A 21441-nucleotide genomic window follows, 5' to 3' on the forward strand; every position below is an offset into this window, starting at 1 on the left:
GGGTGTGACGGGCGTGACGATCGTGCCGGAAGCAGGGGAGCCTGATGACGCCGGAGGGTTGTTTGCAGCGGGCGGGACAATGGGCGTTACGGGCGTTATAGGCGTTACGGGCGCTGCGGGCGCCGTGGGCGCGATGACGGTCGTGTCGTTGCTGCTGGTCGAGTTGCTGCCGCTGACCGTATGCGCGGACGACGTCGTGTCGCTCGTGGATGCCGTCGTCGTCGTGGTGGTCGCGGCCGAAGCCGATGCAGCGCCGCTTTGGGTCGTGGTCGTGGTTGTAGTCGTCGCTGCGGAGCCGGACGAATTAGTGCCTGCCGCCGAGGTGCTCGACGCTTCCTTCGCATCGCCTCCGCCACCGCCGCCGCCACATGCCGCGAGAACGAGGCTCGCGGCGACCGCTGCTGCAAGCTTGATCGCGCTTGGCGCGGTAAAACGGGTTGCAGAGAAAAGAGGCGCGTTCGTCATAACGATACAGAATCCCTTAAAGAAGGCGTGATCATCCGCACGGACCAGACGCAACGGAAGTTAGTCATCCGTATAAACTCAAATCGAGGACGAACGAAACCGTCCGACACGAAGATCGGTGCTGGACCACTAAAGCGGTATCACGTCAGCCTGCGTCTTCAACGACGCGCGGCCCTGGGCGGCGAGCGTCGGACAATCGTTTGCCTCGAAGCTCGCATTTGAGAAAAGCTTGAAAAGTCGCTTGAACCGATGTTGCAAGAACGACCGATCGTCCTATAAGCATCGCTGCAACAAGTACGTTATCGGCGCGGCAGTGGCGAACTTTAGGCATTCAGGGAACGATGACAACGAAGTCCATCACGCCGGTTTCAAACTCCAAAAAAACCAAACCCCGCTGGGCCATCGGCCGAACGGGGTTTCGTCGTTGCACTTGCTCATTGCTCACTTCCTGACCATTGCGCTCAGGCCTGCATTACGGCTACAGCGGGAAAACGTGCTGCGCTTTGTTGCGATAAAGATGACGCGTTGGTTTCAGACAACTTCTGTTTGCAACTGCTTCAAGCGAACCTTGCTTGGCTGCGCTTCGGTCAAGGTAGGTAGGTGAGGCCGTGTGTTCAGCACTCGCTGGGTCCGCTTTCGTGCGGTGCGTTGATCAGCACCACGGAACAAAGTTTAATGCGCGTGCTCACTTTTCAATCGGTGAAGGTGATGCCTTTTCGACTTTCTGTTCGGCGCATATGCGGCACTCAAGTCCAGCGAGATACCGCCGTCTGATCGACGCTGCGCAACTAACCGCCGAATCCTGGCGCCCCGGCCTTCGCTGGCGCCATCCTAGGGACAACCCGCATTGTTCTGACGGCCACTTGATTGTTACCTTCCAAATCATACGTATGATCTAGAGACATAAAAATGCCGACTTTGCATAGTCAAGTGCTCAACGAGATGGGCGAGCAGATTTGCTCCGGCAAATTCGCGCCCGGCGACATCCTGCCTGCCGAGACAGAACTCGCGGAGCAGATGCAGGTGAGCCGCATCACTATCCGCGAGACGATGAAGTCGTTGTCGGCGAAGGGCATGCTTCAGGTGCGCCGCCGCCACGGCACCATCGTGCTGCCGCGCGCGCAGTGGCAGCTTTTCGATCCCGACGTCATCACGTGGCGCGCACGCGCAGGCGCAATCGACGACGCGCTCATTCAGGACCTGATGGAGTTGCGGCTCATCATTGAACCGAATGCCGCGAAGCTCGCCGCGAAACGGGCGACCGCGCAGGACCGCAAGGACATTCGACGCGCATTCAAGGCAATGGAGCGGGCTGTCGCGGGCCAGGGCGAATACGTTCCCGCCGACCTTGCTTTTCACGGCGCGATTCTCACCGCTTGCCATAACCAGTTCATCCAGCAGATGCAGAACGCGCTGTCGGCCATCCTGCGCACGAGCTTCGAATTGAGCTCGGAGATCGCGGGCGGTCCCGCGCGTTCGTTGCCGATGCACGAAGCGCTCTGCGTCGCAATCGAACAGGGCGATACCGCCGCCGCCGAGCGCGCGGTGCTTACGCTCATCGAGCGGGCGGAGAAGGACTTCGACGATCGCGCCGCGATGACGCGCACGCTCAACGACAAACCGCTTTGAACCTGCAACGCGAAACGATTCAACCGAGGACTTACGCATGACACAGTTGTTCGACTTGAGCGGCCGCACCGCGCTCGTAACGGGATCGGCGCGCGGCATCGGCTTTGCGCTGGCGGAAGGCCTGGCGCAAGCGGGCGCGGGCATCATCGTGAACGGCACGCGGGCCGATACCGTCGATGAAGCCGTGCGCCGTCTGCGCGAACGGGGCGCCACGGCGCAAGGCCGTGCATTCGATGTCACCGACGAAACCGCGGTCGCCGCCGCCTTCGAGGCATGGGACGCCGAACGCGTCGAGGTCGATATCCTCGTGAATAACGCGGGCATCCAGTTTCGCAAGCCGCTCGTCGAACTCGCGCTCGCGGACTGGCAACGCGTGATCGACACCAATCTCACGAGCGCGTTCATCGTCGCGAAGGAAGCGGCGCGGCGCATGATCGCGCGCGGCAAGGGTGGCAAGGTCATCAACATCGGGTCGCTGACGAGCGAAGGCGCGCGCGCCACCGTCGCGCCTTATACGGCGGCCAAGGGCGGCGTGAAGATGCTCACGCGCGCCATGAGCGCCGAATGGGCCGCGTTCGATATTCAGGCGAACGCCATCGGCCCTGGCTACATCCTCACCGACATGAATCAGGCGCTCGTCGATAACGTGCAGTTCGACGCATGGGTCAAGGCAAGCAATCCGTCGCAACGCTGGGGCAAGCCCGAGGAACTCGTCGGCACGGCGGTGTATCTCGCGTCGCCTGCATCGAGCTATGTGAACGGCCAGATCATTTATGTCGATGGCGGTTGGCTCGCCGTGCTTTGAAGTATCACCATGAATCTTGGAGACAACATGGATAGCGTCAAAACGGTGGCACCGCAAAGATGGTGGTATCTCATGCCCATCATCTTCATCACATACAGTCTTGCGTATCTGGATCGCGCGAATTACGGCTTCGCGGCTGCGGCGGGCATCGACCGCGATCTCGGCATCACGCATGCGACGTCGTCGCTCATCGGCTCGCTGTTCTTTCTCGGATACTGCTTGTTTCAAGTGCCCGGCGCGATCTACGCGCAAAAGAACAGCGTCAAGAAACTCATCTTCATCAGCCTCGTGCTCTGGGGCGTGTGCGCCGCGTTGACGGGCATGGTGAGCAATATCCCGATGCTGATGGTGCTGCGCTTCGTGCTCGGCATCGTCGAGGCGGCGGTGATGCCTTCCATGCTCATGTACATCAGCCGCTGGTTCACGCGCACCGAACGCTCGCGCGCGAACACGTTCCTCATTCTCGGCAACCCCGTGACGGTGCTGTGGATGTCGGTGGTTTCGGGCTATCTCGTGAAAAGCTTCGGCTGGCGCGAGATGTTCATCATCGAAGGCGTGCCGGCTATTGCATGGGCCGTGGTGTGGTGGTTCACGGTGAAGGACCGTCCCTCCGAAGTCACCTGGATGAGCGACGCCGAGAAAGCCGAACTGCAAGCGCGTCTCGTCTCGGAACAGGCGCACATCGCACCCGTGCGCGATTACAAGTCGGCGTTTCGGTCGTCCATCGTGCTCAAGTGCTGCGCTATCCACGCGCTGTGGAGTATCGGCGTGTACGGCTTCATCATGTGGCTGCCGTCCATCCTGAAGGCGGCCTCGACCATCGACATCGTGTCGGTCGGCTGGCTCGCGGCGGTGCCTTATCTCGCGGCCATCATCCTGATGCTGCTGGCATCGTGGCTCTCCGACAAGACGCGTAATCGCAAGCTCTTCGTGTGGCCGCTGCTGCTGATTGGAACGATCGCGTTCGTCGGCTCCTATCTCGTCGGCAGCTCCAACTTCTGGCTCTCGTTCGGCTTGCTCGTGATCGCGGGCGGCACCATGTACGCGCCCTACGGACCGTTCTTCGCGCTCGTGCCGGAACTCATTCCGAGCAACGTGCTTGGCGGGGCGATCGGACTCATCAATGCATGCGGCGCACTCGGCGCGTTCTGCGGTTCGTGGGTCGTCGGCTATCTGAATGGCGCGACGGGCAGTCCGTCCGCATCGTATGTGTTCATGGCTGCGGCGCTCTTCGCTTCGGTCGTGCTGATGATGCTCGTGCCCGCCACCACCGGTGAACGTTCCACGCCCAAGGGAGGCGCGGGCAAGTCCACGCCTTCCGTTCTTGCGAAGTAACGTCATGGCCATCCTCATCACCGATGTCAAAGTCATACTGACCGCGCCGGAAGGCATCAATCTGCTCGTCGTGAAGGTCGAGACGAATCAGGACGGTCTCCATGGGCTCGGCTGCGCGACCTTCGCCTACCGGCATCTCGCGGTCAAATGTCTGATCGAAGAGTACTTGCGGCCGCTGCTCATCGGGCGCGATGCGCAAGCTATCGAAGAGCAATGGCAGCTCATGCATCAAAACGCTTACTGGCGTAACGGGCCGATAGAGAACAACGCGATCTCCGGCATCGACATGGCCTTGTGGGACATCAAGGGCAAGCTTGCGAACATGCCGCTCTATCAGCTTTTCGGTGGCAAGGTGCGCGAAGGCGTGCCGATCTATCGTCATGCGGATGGTCGCGATCTCAACGAACTCTGCGAGAACATTCAGCGATATCGCGAGCAGGGCATCACGCATATTCGCTGTCAAAGCGGTGGTTATGGCGGTGGCGGTTTCGGCAAGGCACCGCAGAGCGCACCGCGCGGCGCGCCCGATGGCATCTATCTCGACAGCCGCAAATATATTCGCGATACGCTGAAGCTTTTCGATGGAATTCGCAGCAAGATCGGTTTCGATGTCGCGCTGTGCCACGACGTGCACGAGCGCCTGAAGCCAGTGGAAGCAATTCGCTTCGCACGCGAGCTGGAACCGTATGAACTTTTTTTTCTCGAAGATGCGATCGCGCTGGAAGAAGGCGAATGGATGCGCCAGCTACGCGCGAAGACCACGACGCCGCTCGCGCAAGGCGAGTTGTTCAACAACCCTTATGAATGGCGTTTTCTGATCACTGAACGGTTGATCGATTTCGTGCGTGTGCATCTGAGTCAGATAGGCGGCATCACGGCGGGACGCAAGCTGCAGATTTTCGCGGAGCAGTTCGGCGTGCGCACGGCATGGCACGGTCCAGGCGATATGTCGCCGCTCGCGCATGCGGCGAATATTCATATCGATCTGGCATCGCGTAATTTTGGCGTGCAGGAATGGTCGGGCACGGAGCCGCCCAACTTCGTGATCCAGAGTCTGAAAGGGCCGCGTGCCGCCTTGCTCGATGTGTTCCCCGGCCTGCCGGAGTTTCGCGACGGCTACGTTCATGCGAACGACAAGCCAGGCTTGGGCGTCGATATCGACGAGAAGGAAGCCGCGAAATATCCCTGCGAGGCCGACGTTACCGTATGGACGCAAACGCGCCTCATGGACGGCAGCCTGCAAACGCCTTGAAGCTAACTCAAGGCGCGGCGTTGCTGCATCGGTTGATACGCTTCGCCGGCCTTGAAGCGGTCGAGGCGCTCGCTTGCCGTCGTCAGGGCGGCGAGCGTGGCGCGCTGCAACTGATGATCGTACAAGGAGACGATTGCCGCGATCTGCTCGAATGCTTCCGGCGCAAGGGTCCACGTGCCGGATTCGCGGCCGCCATCGAATACTTCGGCCATGATGCGGTCCGCGGCCATCAGCGCGTCGTGGGAGAAGTCGCCGTGACCCGCTTCGGACAGGAAGCGCGCGAGCAGCATTGCTTCAGTGATCTGCTGGGCGGGTGCGATGTCGGTGGCGCCGGCACGCAGCGCTTGCAATGACAGATGCACTTGCAACGCGAGTTCGTTGGCTACCGCGCGAGGAATCGGCAGCAGTTGCGCTTTGGACAGCCGCGCGCGCGAAGCCTGCGGCGAACGCTGAAAAGGAAGGGTGCGTGACATGCGTATAAGCGAAAGAAGCGCCGTCGTGGTTGACTTCTCTCGTTAACGTTCGTCCCACGCGTTTTCTGAAGGGTTGTTTTGGCGTGTGCGTGCAAATTCTTCGAGGATCGCAATGGCGCGCTCGCACTGCGCCGCATCCAGCGAGTGGATGGACGGTTTTACCGTATCGGCGCCGATTTGCTGCGCGAGCCACTTCAGGCCCTTTGCGCGGGCTTCGAAAATATTGCACGCGTCGCGGCGCACTTTTGCCTGGGCGAGCGGTTCGAGGGCAGCGTGTAGTTTTGTCTTCAGATCGCGTAAAGCGGCATCGGCCAGACGCCCGAGCGGAACCTGGCGCGTGCTGCGCGGGAAAACACCGATCCACGCCTGACAAGGCGCACAGACCCAGAGCGGGCCGTGATCGTCGCGATACGGGTAGATTTCATCGTCCGAGCGAACAAGCGTCGCGGGCGCGCCGCAATAGTCGCAATTGGGATGAGGCAGAGGTTTGACCGGGCGGCCGACTCGCATTGTTGAATAAGTCGAGGGACGGAAGCGGCCAATATATCAAACGCAAACTGCGAAATGAAACGATGCCGGCAAGTGAGCGCGAAGCTCTCGTGCCGGCATCAAACCTCGACTTGCAGGGAGCGGCTCAAGGCTCACTCCTGGAGGCATTTAGCGACTTAGCGCTGGTCCTTCTTCACTTCTTCCTTGACGTCGCCGTATTGCTTGCGAGCTTCGCCGGCGCCTTGCTGGACCTGACCCTTCACTTGCTGGGCAGTGTCGCCAGTCATCTTGCCGACCGCCTCATTCGCCTTGCCCTTCACCTTTTCGGCGGTACCCTTAACTTGATCCTTGTTCATGGTGAACCTCCTTGAATGGTTGCGTGGGACGGTTTGCCTCCACAAATATCCTTATCGCAAAACACGGGCCTGCCCTGCGAACGATCGGTCGTTTTTGTTCGTGCCACACTACACTGCAAATTCAACTGAAAGAGGAGACTTCCGGCGTATGGCAAGAACCAACGAGTACCAACAAGCTATCGGCGATGCCGTGACCGACTGGAAAACGCGCGAGCGGCCCGCGCGAATCGTCATCGAAGGCACGCACTGCAAGATCGTGCCGCTCGATGTCGGCGCACATGCGCAGGATCTTTTCCACGCGTACAGCGAGCCGAGCGACTGGACCTATCTGTTCACCGGTCCGTTCAAGGAGTTTGCGGCGTTCCGCACGTATTTGACACAAGCGGCGGCATCGGCCGATCCGTTGCACTACGCCGTCATCGATAAATCCAGCGGCAAGGCAGTCGGGACGTTCGCGCTGATGCGCATCGAGCCGGTTCATGGCGTGATCGAAGTGGGCAGCGTGACGTTTTCGCCGCTGCTCAAGCAAACGCGCATCTCGACCGAAGCGCAGTATCTGCTGATGCGCTACGTGTTCGAAGCCCTGCAATACCGGCGCTACGAATGGAAATGCGACAGCCTGAACGCGCCATCGCGCAAGACGGCGCTGCGACTCGGCTTCGAGTTCGAAGGCATCTTCAGGCAAGCTATCGTGTACAAGGGGCGTAACCGCGATACCGCGTGGTATTCGATCATCGATAAAGACTGGCCCACGGTGCGCGCCGCATTCGAACGCTGGCTCGCCGACGACAACTTCGACGCCGACGGCAAGCAACGCGCATCGCTTGCGAGCTTGAGAGTCAACGCATCTGAATGACAGGCGCGAGAAAATTGCGCACGTAAGGCAGCCAGATCGGAATGGCCGCGCGGGACGCGAACATTCCGTGACCGTTTTCACCGTAGGGCGGCTCCATCACGAACTGACCTTGGCCGCCTGCTTGCTGGAATGCGTTGAACCAGCTTCGTGTGTAGTCCGGGCCGAAGTACTGATCGTTCTCGACATAGTGCCAAAGCACCGGCACGCGCACGGTGCCCGCGAAGTGCGTGATCGCGCTCAGCATGTTGTCCGGGGCGCACGGCACGGTTGGATGCCTCGCCGGATCGCCGCCGCGTCCGCCCGAGAAGTTGAGCACCGCTATCACGCCGGGCGGATCGAAGCTCGCCGCGGCCAGCGAAGAAAACCCGCCCGCAGATTGCCCCGCCAGCACGATCCGGTTGCCGTCCACTTGCGGCAGGGTCTTCGCATACGCGATGGTCGCGAGAATGTCCTGTGCGGCTGCATTGCCGGATGCTTCGTAGTCGGCATTGACGCACTTGCCGGTGCTCTCGGCATACGTGCCGCCCGTCGCGCCATAGCCTCGGCGAATCGGCACGATCACGGCGAAACCCATCTCCACGAAAGTACGAATCTGCGGAATCAGCCGATAACGCCCGGTCTTCACGCGATTGAGCGGATCGGGCGGACTGCCGTGACTCAGCACGATGAGCGGAAACGGCCCCGCGCCATCCGGCTGATAGAGCGTCGCGACCAGCTCACGGCGCGAGTCGCCGAACAAGCCTTTCTCGATCATCGGAACCTGCACGACGGTTTCATGCAAATCGGCGGCGAGGCTTTCGGGTTCGTCCGCGCGCGCGACGGAGACGGCGGCAAGCGCGACAAACACAAGGGCTGAAAGGCGCATGAGCGGAGTTCGAGCGTCTGGGTGATGCGCAATGTATCAGATCGTCTCCTTAGTTAATCACCCATCGGTGAATTCGTTTATCACCGCGCCATCACTTTTCTAAGCCAGGAAAATTGGTTTGGCCTCGGCATGCCGGCTCTTATTCTTTTTGCTCTGCGACGACGCGTCTCTCCAGTGCTCGTTCCATTCAACCGGCGCGGCCACGCGCTGCATCTCAGAGCGTCCATGGCAACGGTTCAATTGCATAGCGTCATCAAGCGCTACGACGGCGCACCGGTCGTCGATGCGGTCTCGCTTTCCGTGCGCGACGGCGAATTCCTCACCTTGCTCGGCCCGAGCGGATGCGGCAAGACGACGTGTCTCCGCATGGTCGCGGGCTTCGTCACGCCGGATGCGGGCTCGGTCCATATCGGCGGCGAGGATGTGACGCAGGTTCCGGCTCATCGGCGCAATACGGGCATGGTGTTTCAACAGTACGCGCTGTTTCCGCATCTGACGGTCGCGCAGAATCTCGCCTTCGGTCTACGCGTGCGCAAGCTGCCGGGCAAGGAGATCAAACGGCGCGCCACCGAAGCGCTCGACCGCGTGCGCCTTTCGGGTTATGCGGATCGTTACCCGGACCAGCTATCGGGCGGGCAGAAGCAGCGTGTCGCGCTGGCACGAGCGCTCGTCATCAATCCGCGCGTGCTGTTGCTCGACGAACCGCTCGGCGCGCTCGATCAGAAACTGCGCGAGGAATTGCAGGCGGAGATCAAGCGCATTCAGCGCGAAGTGGGCATCACGACCATCTTCGTCACGCACGATCAGAGCGAGGCGCTGAGTCTTTCGGATCGCATCGTCGTGATGCGGCAGGGCGGTATCAGTCAGATCGGCTCGCCGCAGGAACTGTACGACCGGCCGGTGGATCGCTACGTCGCGAGTTTCATCGGCAAGATCAATCTCGTCGCGGTGACGGCGGGCGCGCTCGGCGCCGATGGCCGCCTACGCGTGCAAAGCCGCGAGACGGCCGAACCATTCGATGTCGATCTCGCCGGCGGCGCAACGCCCGCGCCCGGCGAACCGCTGTTGCTCGCGTTGCGGCCGGAGCGCATTCAGATCGGCGCGGGTTTGCCGAACCGCGTGCAGGGCCGCGTGGAACTCGCCACGTATGCGGGCGACGGCTGGTATCTCGAAGTCCGCACGCAGGCAAGCGAGCCGCTCATCGTGCGCACGTCGGGCCGCGCGGCACCCGCCGCTGGCGATACCGTCACGCTCGGCTGGCACCACGGCGATGCCGTCCTCTTGCGCGACGAGGCCGCCACATGAGCAACGATGCCTTGCTGACAGGCGGCGATCTCGCCGCGACGCCTTCGCCGCTTTCGGCGACGAAGCGCAGGGGCGCCGCCTACGGCGCGCTCGCCTTGCCGGGACTGGCGTTTCTTGGCGTGTTCTTCGTCGCGCCTATTGGCTATCTGCTGATCTTGTCGCTGCACGGCGGCGGCTCGATGGGCCGTGTCGACGACACATGGACGCTTTCCAACTACGCGCGCTTTCTCTCTGATGCGTACTACCTCCAGATCCTGCTCGACACGCTCGTCTTCGGCGCATTGACGGCGATCATCTGCGCGGTGTTCGGCTTTCCGTTCAGCTATTACCTTGCGCGCACGCGTTCGCGCTGGCGCACGCCGCTTTTGTTCGTGACGGTGTTGCCGTTGCTCATCAGCGCCGTGATCCGCAATCTCGGCTGGATTCCGGTGCTTACCGAACACGGCATGCTCAATACGCTCTTGCTGGGTTCCGGTGTGGTGAAGGAACCCGTGCAGTGGATCTTCAACTACACCGGCGCGCTCATCGGCATGGTGCACGTGGAGTTTCCCTTCATGGTGCTGATGCTGACGAGCGCCATCCGCAAGATCGATCCCGCGCTCGAGGAAGCCGCCATCAATCTCGGCGCGACGCCTTTTCTGGCGTTCGTGCGCGTGGTCTTGCCGCTGTGCCGGCCGGGACTGGCGGCGGGCGCGTCGATGGTCTTCATGGCCGCGATCAGCGCGCTCGTCACGCCGGGCATTCTCGGCGGGCATCGGGTGATGTTCATGGCGCTCTACATCGATCAGCAGATGCACGGCGTGCTGAACTACACGGTCGGCTCGACCGCGGCCATCCTGACGATGATCGCCGCGCTCGCATCGATGCTGCTTGCCGTGCGCATGAGCGGAGCGCGGACATGAGTACCCAAGCGAGTACGTCGGCCGTCGTCTGGCATCGCGATGCCGCATCGAGCGCGTTGAAATGGCTGCTGCGTATCGCGACCTTCGCGGTGCCCGTGTTTTTGCTGCTGCCGTTTATCGGCATCGTCAGTGCTTCGTTTTCGAAGAGCGGCGCGCTCGCGTTTCCGCCGAGCGACTGGACGCTCCACTGGTATCGCTCGATCTCGCCGGACTATTACGCTGCGCTTCGCTACAGCGTCGCGCTGGGCACGGCGACGACCGCGCTCGCCACGCTCGTCGGTGTGCCGCTTTCGTTGTCGATCGTGCGCGGACGTTATGCGGGGCGCGGCATCGTGAATGCGCTATGCGTTGCGCCGCTGGGCGTGCCGACTATCGTCATTGCGGTGGCGGGCTTCAAGTTCTTCATGCTCGCCGCCGACTGGCACGACATCGGACTCAACGGAACGAGCGCGGCCATCGTGCTGATGCAGGCCGTGTTCACCTTGCCGCTCGTCGTGCGCTCGGTGGTCGCGAGCTTCGCGCACTACGACAATGCGCTCGATGAAGCCGCGCAGAACCTTGGCGCCACGCCTTGGCAAGTGTTTTGGCGCGTGACCGTGCCACTCGTTTTGCCCGGCGTGATCGCGGGAATGCTGTTCGCCTTCGTGCTTTCGTTCGACGACGTGGTGGTCGCATGGTTCATGGGCAACCCGAGCCGTCCGACCTTGCCCGTCAAGCTCTTCAACGCGATGGAAGTGGAGTTCGATAACGCAGTCACCGCGCTGTCCACGCTGATCGTTGCGTTCTGGGCCGCGCTCGCGTTGCTGCTCAATCGTTTCTTCCGTCTCGAACGTCTCTTTTCGCGGCGTTGAGCCTTCTCCTTCTTTCCTCACGAGGCCATTCTTGAAAGTTATCGCCAGGCTCGCGCTCGGGCTCTTCGCACTGACCGCATCCCTCGTTGCCGGGCTCGCGCATGCGCAGAGCGCAGACCCCAAAGACATCGTGCTGCGCGTGTCGTCGTGGGGCGGCAAGTCCACGCAGACGCAGATCAAATACGCGGGCGACATCTTCACCAATAAAACGGGCGTGAAGGTGCAATTCATCGATGGCGCGTCGATCGATCACGTCGCCAAGCTCGTCGCCGCGAACGGCCGCAACGTGCCCTATGACGTCGTGTTGCTCGACGGCGACGTGCGCGCGCAAGCCATCAAGGCAGGCGTGCTGCAAAAGCTCGATCCGGCGAAAGTGCCGAACGTGAATTTCGCGCTCGATCTCGCGAAGAACGCGCAGGGCTATGCGCCTGACTTCGATTTCGTCTCGGCGATCTTCGTCTACAACGCGGACAAGTTTCAGCAAGCAGGCATTCCCGCGCCGTCATCGTGGAAGGACTTGTGGAACCCGAAGCTCGCGGGTCACGTTGCGTTGCCCGATCTCGCCAATGGCGCGGGCCGCGCGCTGCTGATCGAAACGTCGCGTCTGAATGGCGGCGATGAAGGCAATCTCGACAAGGCCGTTGCGGAGATTGCGAAGGTCAATGCGCGCACGTTCTGGCAGACCTCGCAACAGGCGGAGCAACTCATCAAGTCCGGCGATATCTGGCTTACCGTCATTGCCGATGGCCGTGCCTACGCGCTTCAGGATGCCTACAAGCCCGCGCGCGCGGTGCGTCCGAAGGAAGGCTCCATCGCGTTCGCATCGACGGCGGATATCGTCAAGGGCACGCCGCATCCCGACCTCGCGGCGCAGTTCCTAAACGAGATCTACGGCGCGCTTTATCAGCTCGGCAACGCAACGGACTTCTACTACGGCCCGACCAACCGCCTGCTTGCGCCCGTGATCGAAGCCGACCCGCAACTCGCGGCCAAGCTCATCTACAAGCCGGAGCAAGCCCAGGCGCTCTATCACCCGGACTGGAACAAGTTCTGGGGCGCGTTCGATCGCGCGCAGGACTCGTGGAACCGGACCATCGTCTCCAGAAAATGACCCAGCACATCCACTTCAACGCGTTCCACATGAACGCACCCGCGCATTCGTGGGCGGGCTTCTGGCGGCATCCGCGCGACCGCTCGCTCGAACACAACACGCTCGGCTACTGGGTCGAACTCGCGCAGACGGCCGAGCGCGGTCTCTTCGACGGCGTGTTTCTCGCCGATGTCTTCGGCATCTACGATGTCTACGGCGGCGGCACCGACGCCACGCTCTTCGCGGCTGCGCAAGCGCCTTCGCACGATCCGTTGCTGACCGTGCCCGCCATGGCTTATGCGACGAAGCACATCGGCTTCGGCGTGACGGCGAACCTCACGTACGAGCATCCGTATCAGTTCGCGCGGCGCTTTTCCACGCTCGATCATCTGACGAGCGGCCGTGCGGGCTGGAACGTCGTGACGGGTTATCTGGAAAGCGCGGCGCGTGGCATGGGTCTCGCGAAAGCGCGCGAGCACGACGAGCGATACGCGGCCGGCGAGGACTTCCTCGAAGCCGTCTACAAGCTGTGGGAAGGAAGCTGGGCCGAAGGCGCGGCGGTGCGCGACAAGCGTGCGGGACACCCTTATACCGACCCGTCGCGCGTGCGGCGCGTGAAGCATGAAGGCCCGTATTACCGTGTCGATGGCTTCAATCTCACCGAGCCTTCGCCGCAGCGCACGCCGGTGTTGTATCAGGCCGGTGCGTCGGGACGCGGCAAGGCGTTCGCAGGCAAGCATGCGGAATGCGTGTTTCTCGAAGGACAGACGCCTGCCATCGTCGCGGCGGCGGCGCGCGACATCCGCCAGCATGCAGTCGATGCAGGCCGCGCTGCCGACGATGTGCTGCTCTATCTCGGCGCGACCGTCGTGGTTGCGCGCACGTCGAAGGAAGCGCGCGAATTGCAGGCCGAGTATGCCGAATACGTCGATACGTTGGGACAACTTGCGCTGGTGTCGGGCTGGACCGGCATCGACTTCGGGGAACTGGATCTGGACGAACCGATTCGCTATGTGAAGAGCAACGCGCTGCAGTCGACCGTCGAGAATCTCACGAAGCGTGCAGGCCGGCCCATCACGCCGCGCGACATGAGCCGCTTCGATCAGATCGGCGGACGCGGGCCGTTCATCGTCGGCGATCCGCGCGAGGTGGCGGATCAGTTGATTGCATGGATTGATGAAACCGGCGTCGATGGCTTCAATCTGCGGCGTCTCGTGATGCCCGAAAGCCTGCATGCGTTCGTGGATCTCGTCGTGCCGGAACTGCAGAATCGCGGGCGTTATCGCACCGAGTATGCCGAGGGCACGCTGCGCGAGAAGCTCTTTGCCGGGCGCGGACCTCATCTGCGAGCGACGCATCCGGGCGCGCAATATCGCGACCTTTGAGACAGCCGACATGAACCAGATCGATCGAACCATTTTCTCCGATGCCATCGCGCGCCTGCATCGTGGAGTTGCCGAAGCCACGCCGGTGCTCAAGCAACGCAGTGCGCAAACCGACGAAGCCGCGACGTTTCCCTATGACAACATCCGCACCTTGCACGATGCGGGTCTGCTCGCAGCGGGTCTGTCGCTGGAACGCGGCGGAGCGGGCTTCGGACGCGGCACGAGCTTCACGCATTTCTTCGATGCGGTGACATCGATCGCGCGCGCCTGCAGCAACACCGCGCAGCTCTATACGGTGCAGACAGGCGCGCTTTTCACGCTGGAAATGCTGGCCGATTCCGCACTTGTGGATGAACTCGCCGCCGCCGTGCGCGAGGATGGCGCGACCTTCTGCTTCACCGCCGCCGAACCCGACGAGCGCTTCACGTACGACAACAAGCGCACGAACCTCAAGTCGTATGCCGAGCGTCTCGACGACGGCCGCTGGCGCGTCAAGGCGGAAAAAGCCTTCGCGACAGGCTCGGTCGGCTGCACTTATGCGCTCTTCCAGTGCGCGACCGTGACCGATGACGAAGGCCGTCCGCCCGAGTCCGTTCTCGTGCTGCTGCCGCGCAGTCACGAAGCGGTGAACGTGCTCGATACGTGGGACGGCATCGGTCAGCGGGCCACATCGAGCGGTCGGCTCGTCGTGAACGAAAGCGTGATCGATGGCCGCTGGGTTGCGGGCAATCCGGCCAGCGTGCCTGCTGCGGCTATCTTCGCGCCGCTCTATCAACTCGGCTTTGCGGCGATTCTCGCGGGCATCGGCGAAGCGGCGCTCGACGATACCTTGCACTTCGTGAATAACGTGCAGAAGCCGACCAACGGTTACGCACGCGCCGCCGAGGAGCCCGCGATTCAGGCGCATGTCGCCGATATCCGCATCGCGCTGAGTGCGAGCCGCGCGCTGATCAACGAAGCAGCCCGTTCGATGGACGCCTTCACGCGCGGCGAAGCGGATATTGCCGAGGTGCTGGTCGCCGTTTATCAGGCGAAGGTGCATGCGAGCGGCAGTTCCATCGAGGCGGGTTCGCGGCTCTTTCAGATCGGCGGCGCGCGTTCGGCTACGAGGCGCGCCGCGGCGGACAGGCACTGGCGCAACGCGCGCACGCTGACGCTGCACGATTCGATCGACAAGCAAAAAGGCGTGGTTGCGCGACACGTTCTCGGCGTCGAGCGTCCGAACGTTTCTACGCGCTAAACAAGGACACATATCGTGCTGCTTGCATTCTTTCTGTCGCATTCGGCTTCGCCGCACACGGTCGGGCAATGGCGTTTGCCGCGCTCGTTCCAGGGCTTGCGCTACGACCGTCCGGCGTATTGGGAGCACGTTGCGCGCACGGCGGAGCGCGGCGGCATCGACACCATCTTCTTGTCGGATTCGTATTCGATCTACGAGACGTATCGCGGCGACAGTGACGACACCTTGCGCTGGGCCGTGCAATGTCCGCGACATGACCCGCTGCCGCTCATTCCGATCATGGCGCGTGTGACGCAGTCGGTTGGCATCATCACGACGCTGAGTACCGCGTTTCTGCCGCCGTACTGGGTCGCGCGGCAGTTCGCGACGCTCGATCATCTGACCGAAGGGCGCGTGGGGTGGAATCTCGTGACCACGGCGGGCGAACCCGAAGCACGTCAGTTCGGGCAGAAGCTCGATGAACACGACACGCGGTATCGGCGCGCGGAGGAGTATCTCAAGCTGTGCCAGACGCTATGGGATAGCTGGGAGCCGGACGCGATCGTCGCGGACCGCGCGTCGGGCGTGTTCGCCGATCCATCGAAAGTCGCGAGGATCGACTTTCACGGCGACTTCTTCGCGAGCCAGGGGCGCTTCACGGTGCCGCGCTCGCCGCAGGGCAGGCCGTTGATTGCGCAGGCGGGTTCATCGAGCGCGGGCGCGGCATTCGCGGGACGGCATGCGGAACTCGTGTTCGGCTTGCGGCATTCGGCGCGCGGCATGCGCGAGTTCGTCGACAAGGTGCAGGGCGAAGCCTCGAAAGCCGGACGTAGCGCGGGCGATGTGCGTATTTTGTGGGGTGTCGTGCCTATCGTTGGGCAGACTCGCGAAGAAGCCTTGCAGAAGCAGAAGGCCATTCGCGACAACGTGACGGTCGAAGCGGGCCTCACCATGTTGTCCGCGTTTCTCAACACCGACCTCTCGCGCTTCGACGCCAACGCGCCGTTTCCCGATATCGGCGAAACGAGCGGCATTCGCGGGCATCTTTCCACCATCACCGAAGACTTTGCGCCGCATACGCCGCTCGGCGAGATCGCGCGTCATTTCGCTGCGGGACAGGGACCGCATGTCGTGGGTACGGCGTCGGAAGTCGCGGATCAGTTGCAGACCTTGCTCGATGAAGGCGGCGGCGATGGCTTTATCTGCATCACGCACGCGTTGCCTGCCTGCATGGACGAGTTCGTCGATCTCGTGGTCCCCGAGTTGCGGCGACGCGGCTTGCGGCCCGCGTCGTATGAACATGCGACGTTGCGCGAACGCGTGAAGGCGGGTTGACTTGCACGGCACGCGAGCATGATTCAGAAGTAGGAGAGATTGGGCAGCGGCGTGCCATGCGCCGCCTGCCTGCCGATTGCAAGCGCCTTGAAGATGAGCGGATTGTGCGCCGTCACCGTACGCAACGCGCGCCAATGCCGGTCGAGCCGCTGGCTCACGCGCGTGCTCGAAGCGCCACCGAGTTCGAACAGTTCTCCCGCTGCGCGCAAGGCGAGTTCGTCGATCACCACTTTCGACTTCGCCGTGCTGTTGGCGGCGCGCTCGAACGCATGGGAGGAGACATCGCCCGATGCGGCGCTGTCGAAGCCGCGTTCGAGCCATTGCGCCGCTTCAAGCACACTCACACGCGCCAGATGCGCCACGCTTTCGATGCGGCCGAGCACTGCTTGCAGAAGCGGGTCGTTGGCGGGTACTTCATCAACACCGTGATAGAAGTTGCGTTCGCGCGACTTCAGCAAGTGCGCGGCATCGGAAACAACGCGCTGCAAAATGCCCGCCACCACCGCCGAGAGATACAACTGCGCGAAGGTCGCGACATACGGCAGCGCGGTGACGCGGCTGTTATCGACGATCTCGTCGGGCAACACCTTCACGTTCGTGTAGTTGGTCGAGCCGCTTGCCGTGAACTGCTGACCGAAGCCGTCCCAATCGTCCGCTATATCCACGCCTTCGCGCGTGGCGGGCACGACGACCTTGATCTGCTTGCCGGCTTCATCGACTGCATAGACATAGATGTGGTCCGCATACAGGTTGCCCGTGCTGTAGAACTTCTTGCCGTTCAGACGCAGGCCGTCAGGGCCGGACGTGACCGCTGTGTCGTAGTCGAAGTTGCCTACGTTGCGCTTGCCGAGTTCCGTCGCCGATGCGCCATAAGTCTCGCCACGCGCGACGCGGTCGAGATAGGTATCGAATGCGGGAAGGCGTTTATGGTCGATCAGCAGGCTTTCCACCAGATTCAGATGGTTGCGGAACGCGTGCGCGACATTCGGATCGGCTGCTGCAAGATCGATCACGAAGTCGAATAACTGCGTGAGCGTCAACGCGGCGCCGCCACGTTCGCGCGGCAAACGCAATGCGCCGATGCGCGCGTCTTTCAGGCGCTGCATCGTGGCCTTGAAGGCGGCCGTGTCGCGGCCGGGTTGCGCTTCCTGATCGGCGACCCAGGGCAAAAGCGCGCGCAAGTCGCGGACATCGAGTGCAGATGGTGCGGTGTTGGTCACGTTGATCTTCCTTGAACGATGAGAGGGAAAGATGTCGGATTACGCGTGCGCTTCGGCGGGCACACCGAGCGTCGCGAGCAAGCGGTCGCGTAGCGCCGCAAACGCAGGATCGGTGGACACGCGCGGGCGCGGCAACGCGATGTCGATATCGCTGCCAATGCGGCCATGCTCCAGGACGAGCACGCGGTCGGCGAGCAGCAGCGCTTCATCGACGTCATGCGTGACGAGCAGCACCGTCGCCGCATGCGCTTTCCACACGTGCGCAATGAGCCGCTGCATCTGGATGCGCGTGAGGGCATCGAGCGCGGCGAACGGTTCGTCGAGTAGCCAGACTTTCGGATCGCGGACCAACGCACGCGCGAGCGCCACGCGTTGCGCTTCGCCGCCCGACAGCGTCAGCGGCCATGCATGCAGCCGATGCCCGACGCCCACTTCGTTGAGTGCCGCGGCGATCACGGCGCGCGCGTCGGGCTTGCGCAAACCGAGCGAAAGATTTTCCTCGACGGTTTTCCACGGTACGAGACGCGGCTCCTGAAACACGACCGCGCGCTTGTCCGGCACGTCGACCGTGCCGGCGGGTGCTTCATCGAGGCCCGACAGCGTGCGCAACAAGGTGGACTTCCCCGAACCCGAACGGCCGAGCAACGCCACGAAAGAGCCGCGTTCGATGTCGAGATCGAGCCGGTCGAGTACGGTGTGCGCGCCGAAGCGCCGCGTCAGTTGCCGGATACGGATGATAGGATCGCGTGTGGTCATCGCTCAGTCCTTGATCGTGGATGGCCGCCATGCAAGCAGACGTTTTTCGGCGCCGCGCACGAGGGCATCGGTGACGAGTCCGAGCAGTGCATAGATCAGGAGACACGCCATAATGATGTCGGTACGCATGTAGTTCTGCGCCGTGATCGCGAGATAGCCGATCCCGCTCGACGCGTTGATCTGCTCGCCCACCACGAGCGAGAGCCACGCAATGCTCAGCGAATAGCGCAAGCCGACGAGAAACGAAGGCAATGCGCCCGGCAGCACGATATGGCGAATCTGCTCGGCACGTGTGAGGCCGAGCGTGCTCGCCATCTCGACGATCTTGGCATCGACGCTGCGGATACCCGCGAACAGATTGAGGTAGACCGGTATCAGACAGCCCAGCGCGACGAGCGCGATCTTCGGTGTCTCGCCGATACCGAACCACAGGATGAACAGCGGCACGAGCGCCAGATGCGGCAAGGTGCGCGTCATTTGCAAAAGGGCATCGACGGAATCCTCGCCACGGCGCGAGAGACCGCTAACGAGCGCAAGCGCGACACCGAGCGTGAGGCCGATGGCAAGCCCGCTTCCCGCACGCGCCAGCGACGCGAGCAGATGCGTGCCGAGTTCGCCGCTGGCTGCGAGTTCCCAGAGCGTCGTGGCAATCTGCGCGGGCGACGAGAAGCGCCGTTCGTTGACGAACCCGGTTGACGACGCCAGTTGCCATGCCGACAACAACGCCACCGGCACGACTAGCCGCCGCCAGCGCAATACGGCGGCGCGTCGCGGCGCGGGCGCGGCTTGGCCTTCGACGGCAAGTGTTGGATGCGACATGAGACGAATCCTCCGGAAAGTGTTCATGCCCGCGTCGCGAGCTGGCCATCGAAGGCCGTGCTCACGTTGCCGATCGACTGCTTGATCATGCCGTAGCGATAGAAACCGTCAGCGGCGTGCTGAAGCGCGTTGCGCACGTTGGAATCGAGCGGCGCGGGCGTCGGCTTGTACTCGGCGAGCAAGGACTTCGCGGTGGCGGGATCGAGATGCGTGTCCTTCACGAGCGCGGCGGCGGCGGCATCGACATTGGCGAGCGCCCAACGTTGCGCGCGCTCGCTGCGAGCGAGGAAGTCGCGGATCGCATCGCGCTTGTCGCGCGCCGCTTTCTCATGCACGAGCAGAAAGTTGTTGCCGCTATAGAGATAGTCGACGTCGCGCAGATCGGCGATGGGATACGCGCCGTTCTGCTGGATCGCAAGCGTCGAATATGGCGCCCAGGTGAGCCACGCATCGACGGCGCCGGCGGCAAATGCGGGCTTCGCGGCACCGGGATCGAGGAACACGAGGTTCACGTCTTCCCGCTTCAACCCCGCCTTTTCGATGAGACCGTAAGCCATCAGTTGCGGCCCGCCGCCTGCATTGACCGCGAGTTTCTTGCCCTTCAGGTCCGCGACCTTGCGGATGCCCGAGTCGCGTTGCGCGAGCAGCGGAATGAAGCTCGGCGCGAAGGTAATCGCGCTGACCGCGCGCGCTGGGCAACCCGCCGCATATGCAAAGAGGAACACGCTGTCGCCGGTCTGACCGACATCGAGTGCGTCGGCGTTGAAGGCCTGCAATTCCGGCTGGCCTGCGGGAAACTTGCTCCACTCGATTTCGTACGGCAGATTCTTCGCTTCGCCGGAGGCTTCGAGGAAGGCTTTCCAGCCGATGGAATTCATGTCGCCCACGCGCAGCACCGGAGCCGCGCGCGCGGACGTGCCTATCATGAAGCCCGCCGCCGTGGCGAGGCCGCCGAGAATCAGCTTGCGGCGAGTCGAAGAGCCGGGAGTGTCGTCGGATAGAACGGTGTTGGTCGATTGGTCGGTCACGTGGGTATGTCGGCAGAAGAGTGGCGGGAAGTCAGAGGGCGTAACCGGGATTGCGCTGATCGAGCAGACGCTTGAGCGCTTCGAAATGCAGCACGTGGTAGGGCTTGCCGGACCAAGCCGCGCCTTCCTTTGCCGCTTCCGTGTATTGGCGATGCACCTTGTCCTGCTGCTCTTGCGATAAAAGCCGCAGCGGTTTGCCGGTTGAATACGCGAGCACCTGAAAGCGCGCCGCGCGTTCGAGCAGATAAAGACGGTCATACGCCTGCGACACGCTGCGCCCCGTGACGATCACGCCATGATTCGCCAGGAACAAGATGCTCTTGTCGCCGAGACGGTCGGCAAGACGCCGCCCTTCCTCGATGTCGTAGGCTAGCCCGGTGTATTCGTCGTCGTAGGCAATGTGCTTGAGCAGCAGCAATTCCGCCTGGCCGATAGGCAACAGCCGCTGATCCGCAAGACGCGTGAGCGCGGTCGTGTAGGGCATATGCGTATGCAGCACGGCGGCATGACGAACTGGATCTGCCTGATGGATCGGCAGGTGAATGCATAGCGCCGATTGCTCCACCACGCCTTCTCCGGCAATGCGGTTGGCGTCGTAATCGAGCGTGAGGAAATCGCTGGCCTTGACTTCTGACCAATGCAAACCGAATGGCGCGACGAGAAAGCGCCCGCGCGGATCGGGCAGCGACAGCGAGAAATGATTGGCGATGCCTTCGTGCAGATCGTGCATGACCGCTGCGCGATGCGCGGCCGCAAGATCGATGCGTCCTGTCTGTTCGAATCGTTCGATTTCCGCGATTTCCGCGATATCCACGAGCGTCGCGCTGTCCGCTTCGGCCATTGCAGTCACCTTTCCTTGCATTCGATGGAGAAGGGCATTCTGCTGGCATGCAGGTGCGCGAACAAACATCGAAAGGTGATTCGCTATTGAGCGCGCGGCTTGATTAGTTATGCGATGGGGACAGCTTTGTAAATAATCGCGCGTGAATGCAGGACTATTTGAGAC

22 protein-coding genes are annotated in these 21441 nt (G+C 62.4%); 13 read left to right on the top strand and 9 right to left on the bottom strand.

All coding sequences use genetic code 11. The features are described 5' to 3' along the window. The first annotated feature begins 4 nt into the window (after nucleotides 1-4). The 5 genes from ACYQ47_RS13830 (at nucleotide 5) to ACYQ47_RS13850 (ending at nucleotide 5486) form a co-directional block, all read left to right on the top strand. Nucleotides 5-496: a hypothetical protein gene (locus tag ACYQ47_RS13830; protein WP_459905692.1), complete on the top strand. Its 492-nt coding sequence runs from the start codon at nucleotides 5-7 to the stop codon at nucleotides 494-496. 878 nt (nucleotides 497-1374) lie between these two features. Then, the gene (locus tag ACYQ47_RS13835; RefSeq protein ID WP_244831081.1) at nucleotides 1375-2094 is read left to right on the top strand and encodes a FadR/GntR family transcriptional regulator; all 720 of its coding nucleotides are present in this window, start codon (nucleotides 1375-1377) and stop codon (nucleotides 2092-2094) included. A gap of 37 nt (nucleotides 2095-2131) precedes the next feature. Continuing rightward, nucleotides 2132-2899, top strand: a complete 768-nt coding sequence (locus ACYQ47_RS13840; protein WP_459905693.1) for an SDR family oxidoreductase — start codon at nucleotides 2132-2134, stop codon at nucleotides 2897-2899. Nucleotides 2900-2926: 27 nt separating this feature from the next. Beyond that, nucleotides 2927-4234, top strand: coding sequence for an MFS transporter (locus tag ACYQ47_RS13845; protein WP_244831083.1), 1308 nt, complete (start codon nucleotides 2927-2929; stop codon nucleotides 4232-4234). 4 nt (nucleotides 4235-4238) lie between these two features. Further along, nucleotides 4239-5486, top strand: a complete 1248-nt coding sequence (locus ACYQ47_RS13850; protein WP_459905694.1) for an enolase C-terminal domain-like protein — start codon at nucleotides 4239-4241, stop codon at nucleotides 5484-5486. Between the two features lie 2 nt (nucleotides 5487-5488). Here the strand turns inward: ACYQ47_RS13850 and ACYQ47_RS13855 are convergent, their stop codons facing one another. From ACYQ47_RS13855 to ACYQ47_RS13865, 3 genes are all read right to left on the bottom strand, one after another. Further along, on the bottom strand, nucleotides 5489-5959 hold the full coding sequence (locus ACYQ47_RS13855; protein WP_244831085.1) for a hypothetical protein: 471 nt from the start codon (nucleotides 5957-5959) through the stop codon (nucleotides 5489-5491). Nucleotides 5960-6001: 42 nt separating this feature from the next. Continuing rightward, complete coding sequence (locus tag ACYQ47_RS13860) at nucleotides 6002-6469, bottom strand: zinc-finger-containing protein (RefSeq protein ID WP_250467797.1); 468 nt, start codon at nucleotides 6467-6469, stop codon at nucleotides 6002-6004. A 155-nt stretch (nucleotides 6470-6624) separates the two neighbouring features. Next, nucleotides 6625-6804, bottom strand: coding sequence for a CsbD family protein (locus tag ACYQ47_RS13865; RefSeq protein ID WP_244831087.1), 180 nt, complete (start codon nucleotides 6802-6804; stop codon nucleotides 6625-6627). 148 nt (nucleotides 6805-6952) lie between these two features. On the opposite strand from ACYQ47_RS13865, the gene ACYQ47_RS13870 reads away from it, so the two are divergent. Beyond that, nucleotides 6953-7660: a GNAT family N-acetyltransferase gene (locus ACYQ47_RS13870; RefSeq protein ID WP_459905696.1), complete on the top strand. Its 708-nt coding sequence runs from the start codon at nucleotides 6953-6955 to the stop codon at nucleotides 7658-7660. Here the strand turns inward: ACYQ47_RS13870 and ACYQ47_RS13875 are convergent. Then, on the bottom strand, nucleotides 7644-8525 hold the full coding sequence (locus ACYQ47_RS13875; RefSeq protein WP_459905697.1) for an alpha/beta hydrolase family protein: 882 nt from the start codon (nucleotides 8523-8525) through the stop codon (nucleotides 7644-7646). The genes ACYQ47_RS13870 and ACYQ47_RS13875 overlap by 17 nt on opposite strands. Before the next feature lie 225 nt (nucleotides 8526-8750). Here ACYQ47_RS13875 and ACYQ47_RS13880 point away from each other — a divergent pair, with 225 nt between their 5' ends. Genes ACYQ47_RS13880 through ACYQ47_RS13910 form a run of 7 tightly spaced genes read left to right on the top strand, consistent with a single transcriptional unit; the run spans nucleotide 8751 to nucleotide 16612 of the window. After that, a complete protein-coding gene (locus ACYQ47_RS13880) occupies nucleotides 8751-9830 on the top strand; it encodes an ABC transporter ATP-binding protein (protein WP_459905698.1) in 1080 nt (359 codons plus the stop codon). Continuing rightward, nucleotides 9827-10732 carry an ABC transporter permease gene (locus ACYQ47_RS13885; RefSeq protein ID WP_250493846.1) on the top strand — a complete coding sequence of 302 codons (906 nt, stop codon included), beginning with the start codon at nucleotides 9827-9829 and terminating at the stop codon, nucleotides 10730-10732. Before ACYQ47_RS13880 ends, ACYQ47_RS13885 begins: the two co-directional genes overlap by 4 nt. After that, nucleotides 10729-11583, top strand: a complete 855-nt coding sequence (locus tag ACYQ47_RS13890; protein WP_459905699.1) for an ABC transporter permease — start codon at nucleotides 10729-10731, stop codon at nucleotides 11581-11583. The genes ACYQ47_RS13885 and ACYQ47_RS13890 overlap by 4 nt, the downstream gene beginning before the upstream one ends. 31 nt (nucleotides 11584-11614) lie before the next feature. Continuing rightward, complete coding sequence (locus tag ACYQ47_RS13895; protein WP_459905700.1) at nucleotides 11615-12694, top strand: ABC transporter substrate-binding protein; 1080 nt, start codon at nucleotides 11615-11617, stop codon at nucleotides 12692-12694. Continuing rightward, a complete protein-coding gene (locus ACYQ47_RS13900) occupies nucleotides 12691-14058 on the top strand; it encodes an LLM class flavin-dependent oxidoreductase (RefSeq protein ID WP_310391113.1) in 1368 nt (455 codons plus the stop codon). The genes ACYQ47_RS13895 and ACYQ47_RS13900 overlap by 4 nt, the downstream gene beginning before the upstream one ends. A 10-nt stretch (nucleotides 14059-14068) precedes the next feature. Next, nucleotides 14069-15298, top strand: coding sequence for an acyl-CoA dehydrogenase family protein (locus ACYQ47_RS13905; RefSeq protein ID WP_459905701.1), 1230 nt, complete (start codon nucleotides 14069-14071; stop codon nucleotides 15296-15298). Between the two features lie 15 nt (nucleotides 15299-15313). Continuing rightward, nucleotides 15314-16612: an NtaA/DmoA family FMN-dependent monooxygenase gene (locus ACYQ47_RS13910; protein ID WP_459905702.1), complete on the top strand. Its 1299-nt coding sequence runs from the start codon at nucleotides 15314-15316 to the stop codon at nucleotides 16610-16612. Between the two features lie 23 nt (nucleotides 16613-16635). On the opposite strand, the gene ACYQ47_RS13915 is transcribed toward ACYQ47_RS13910, so the two are convergent. Genes ACYQ47_RS13915 through ACYQ47_RS13935 form a run of 5 tightly spaced genes read right to left on the bottom strand, consistent with a single transcriptional unit; the run spans nucleotide 16636 to nucleotide 21276 of the window. Then, nucleotides 16636-17832 carry an acyl-CoA dehydrogenase family protein gene (locus tag ACYQ47_RS13915; protein ID WP_459905704.1) on the bottom strand — a complete coding sequence of 399 codons (1197 nt, stop codon included), beginning with the start codon at nucleotides 17830-17832 and terminating at the stop codon, nucleotides 16636-16638. A 39-nt stretch (nucleotides 17833-17871) separates the two neighbouring features. Beyond that, nucleotides 17872-18588, bottom strand: coding sequence for an ABC transporter ATP-binding protein (locus tag ACYQ47_RS13920; protein ID WP_459905705.1), 717 nt, complete (start codon nucleotides 18586-18588; stop codon nucleotides 17872-17874). A gap of 3 nt (nucleotides 18589-18591) precedes the next feature. Beyond that, nucleotides 18592-19407 carry an ABC transporter permease gene (locus ACYQ47_RS13925; protein ID WP_244831099.1) on the bottom strand — a complete coding sequence of 272 codons (816 nt, stop codon included), beginning with the start codon at nucleotides 19405-19407 and terminating at the stop codon, nucleotides 18592-18594. Between the two features lie 23 nt (nucleotides 19408-19430). Beyond that, nucleotides 19431-20435: an aliphatic sulfonate ABC transporter substrate-binding protein gene (locus tag ACYQ47_RS13930; protein WP_244831100.1), complete on the bottom strand. Its 1005-nt coding sequence runs from the start codon at nucleotides 20433-20435 to the stop codon at nucleotides 19431-19433. Nucleotides 20436-20466: 31 nt separating this feature from the next. Beyond that, a complete protein-coding gene (locus ACYQ47_RS13935; RefSeq protein ID WP_309964590.1) occupies nucleotides 20467-21276 on the bottom strand; it encodes a class II aldolase/adducin family protein in 810 nt (269 codons plus the stop codon). Between the last annotated feature and the right edge of the window lie 165 nt (nucleotides 21277-21441).

This window comes from Caballeronia sp. HLA56 (assembly GCF_054655155.1).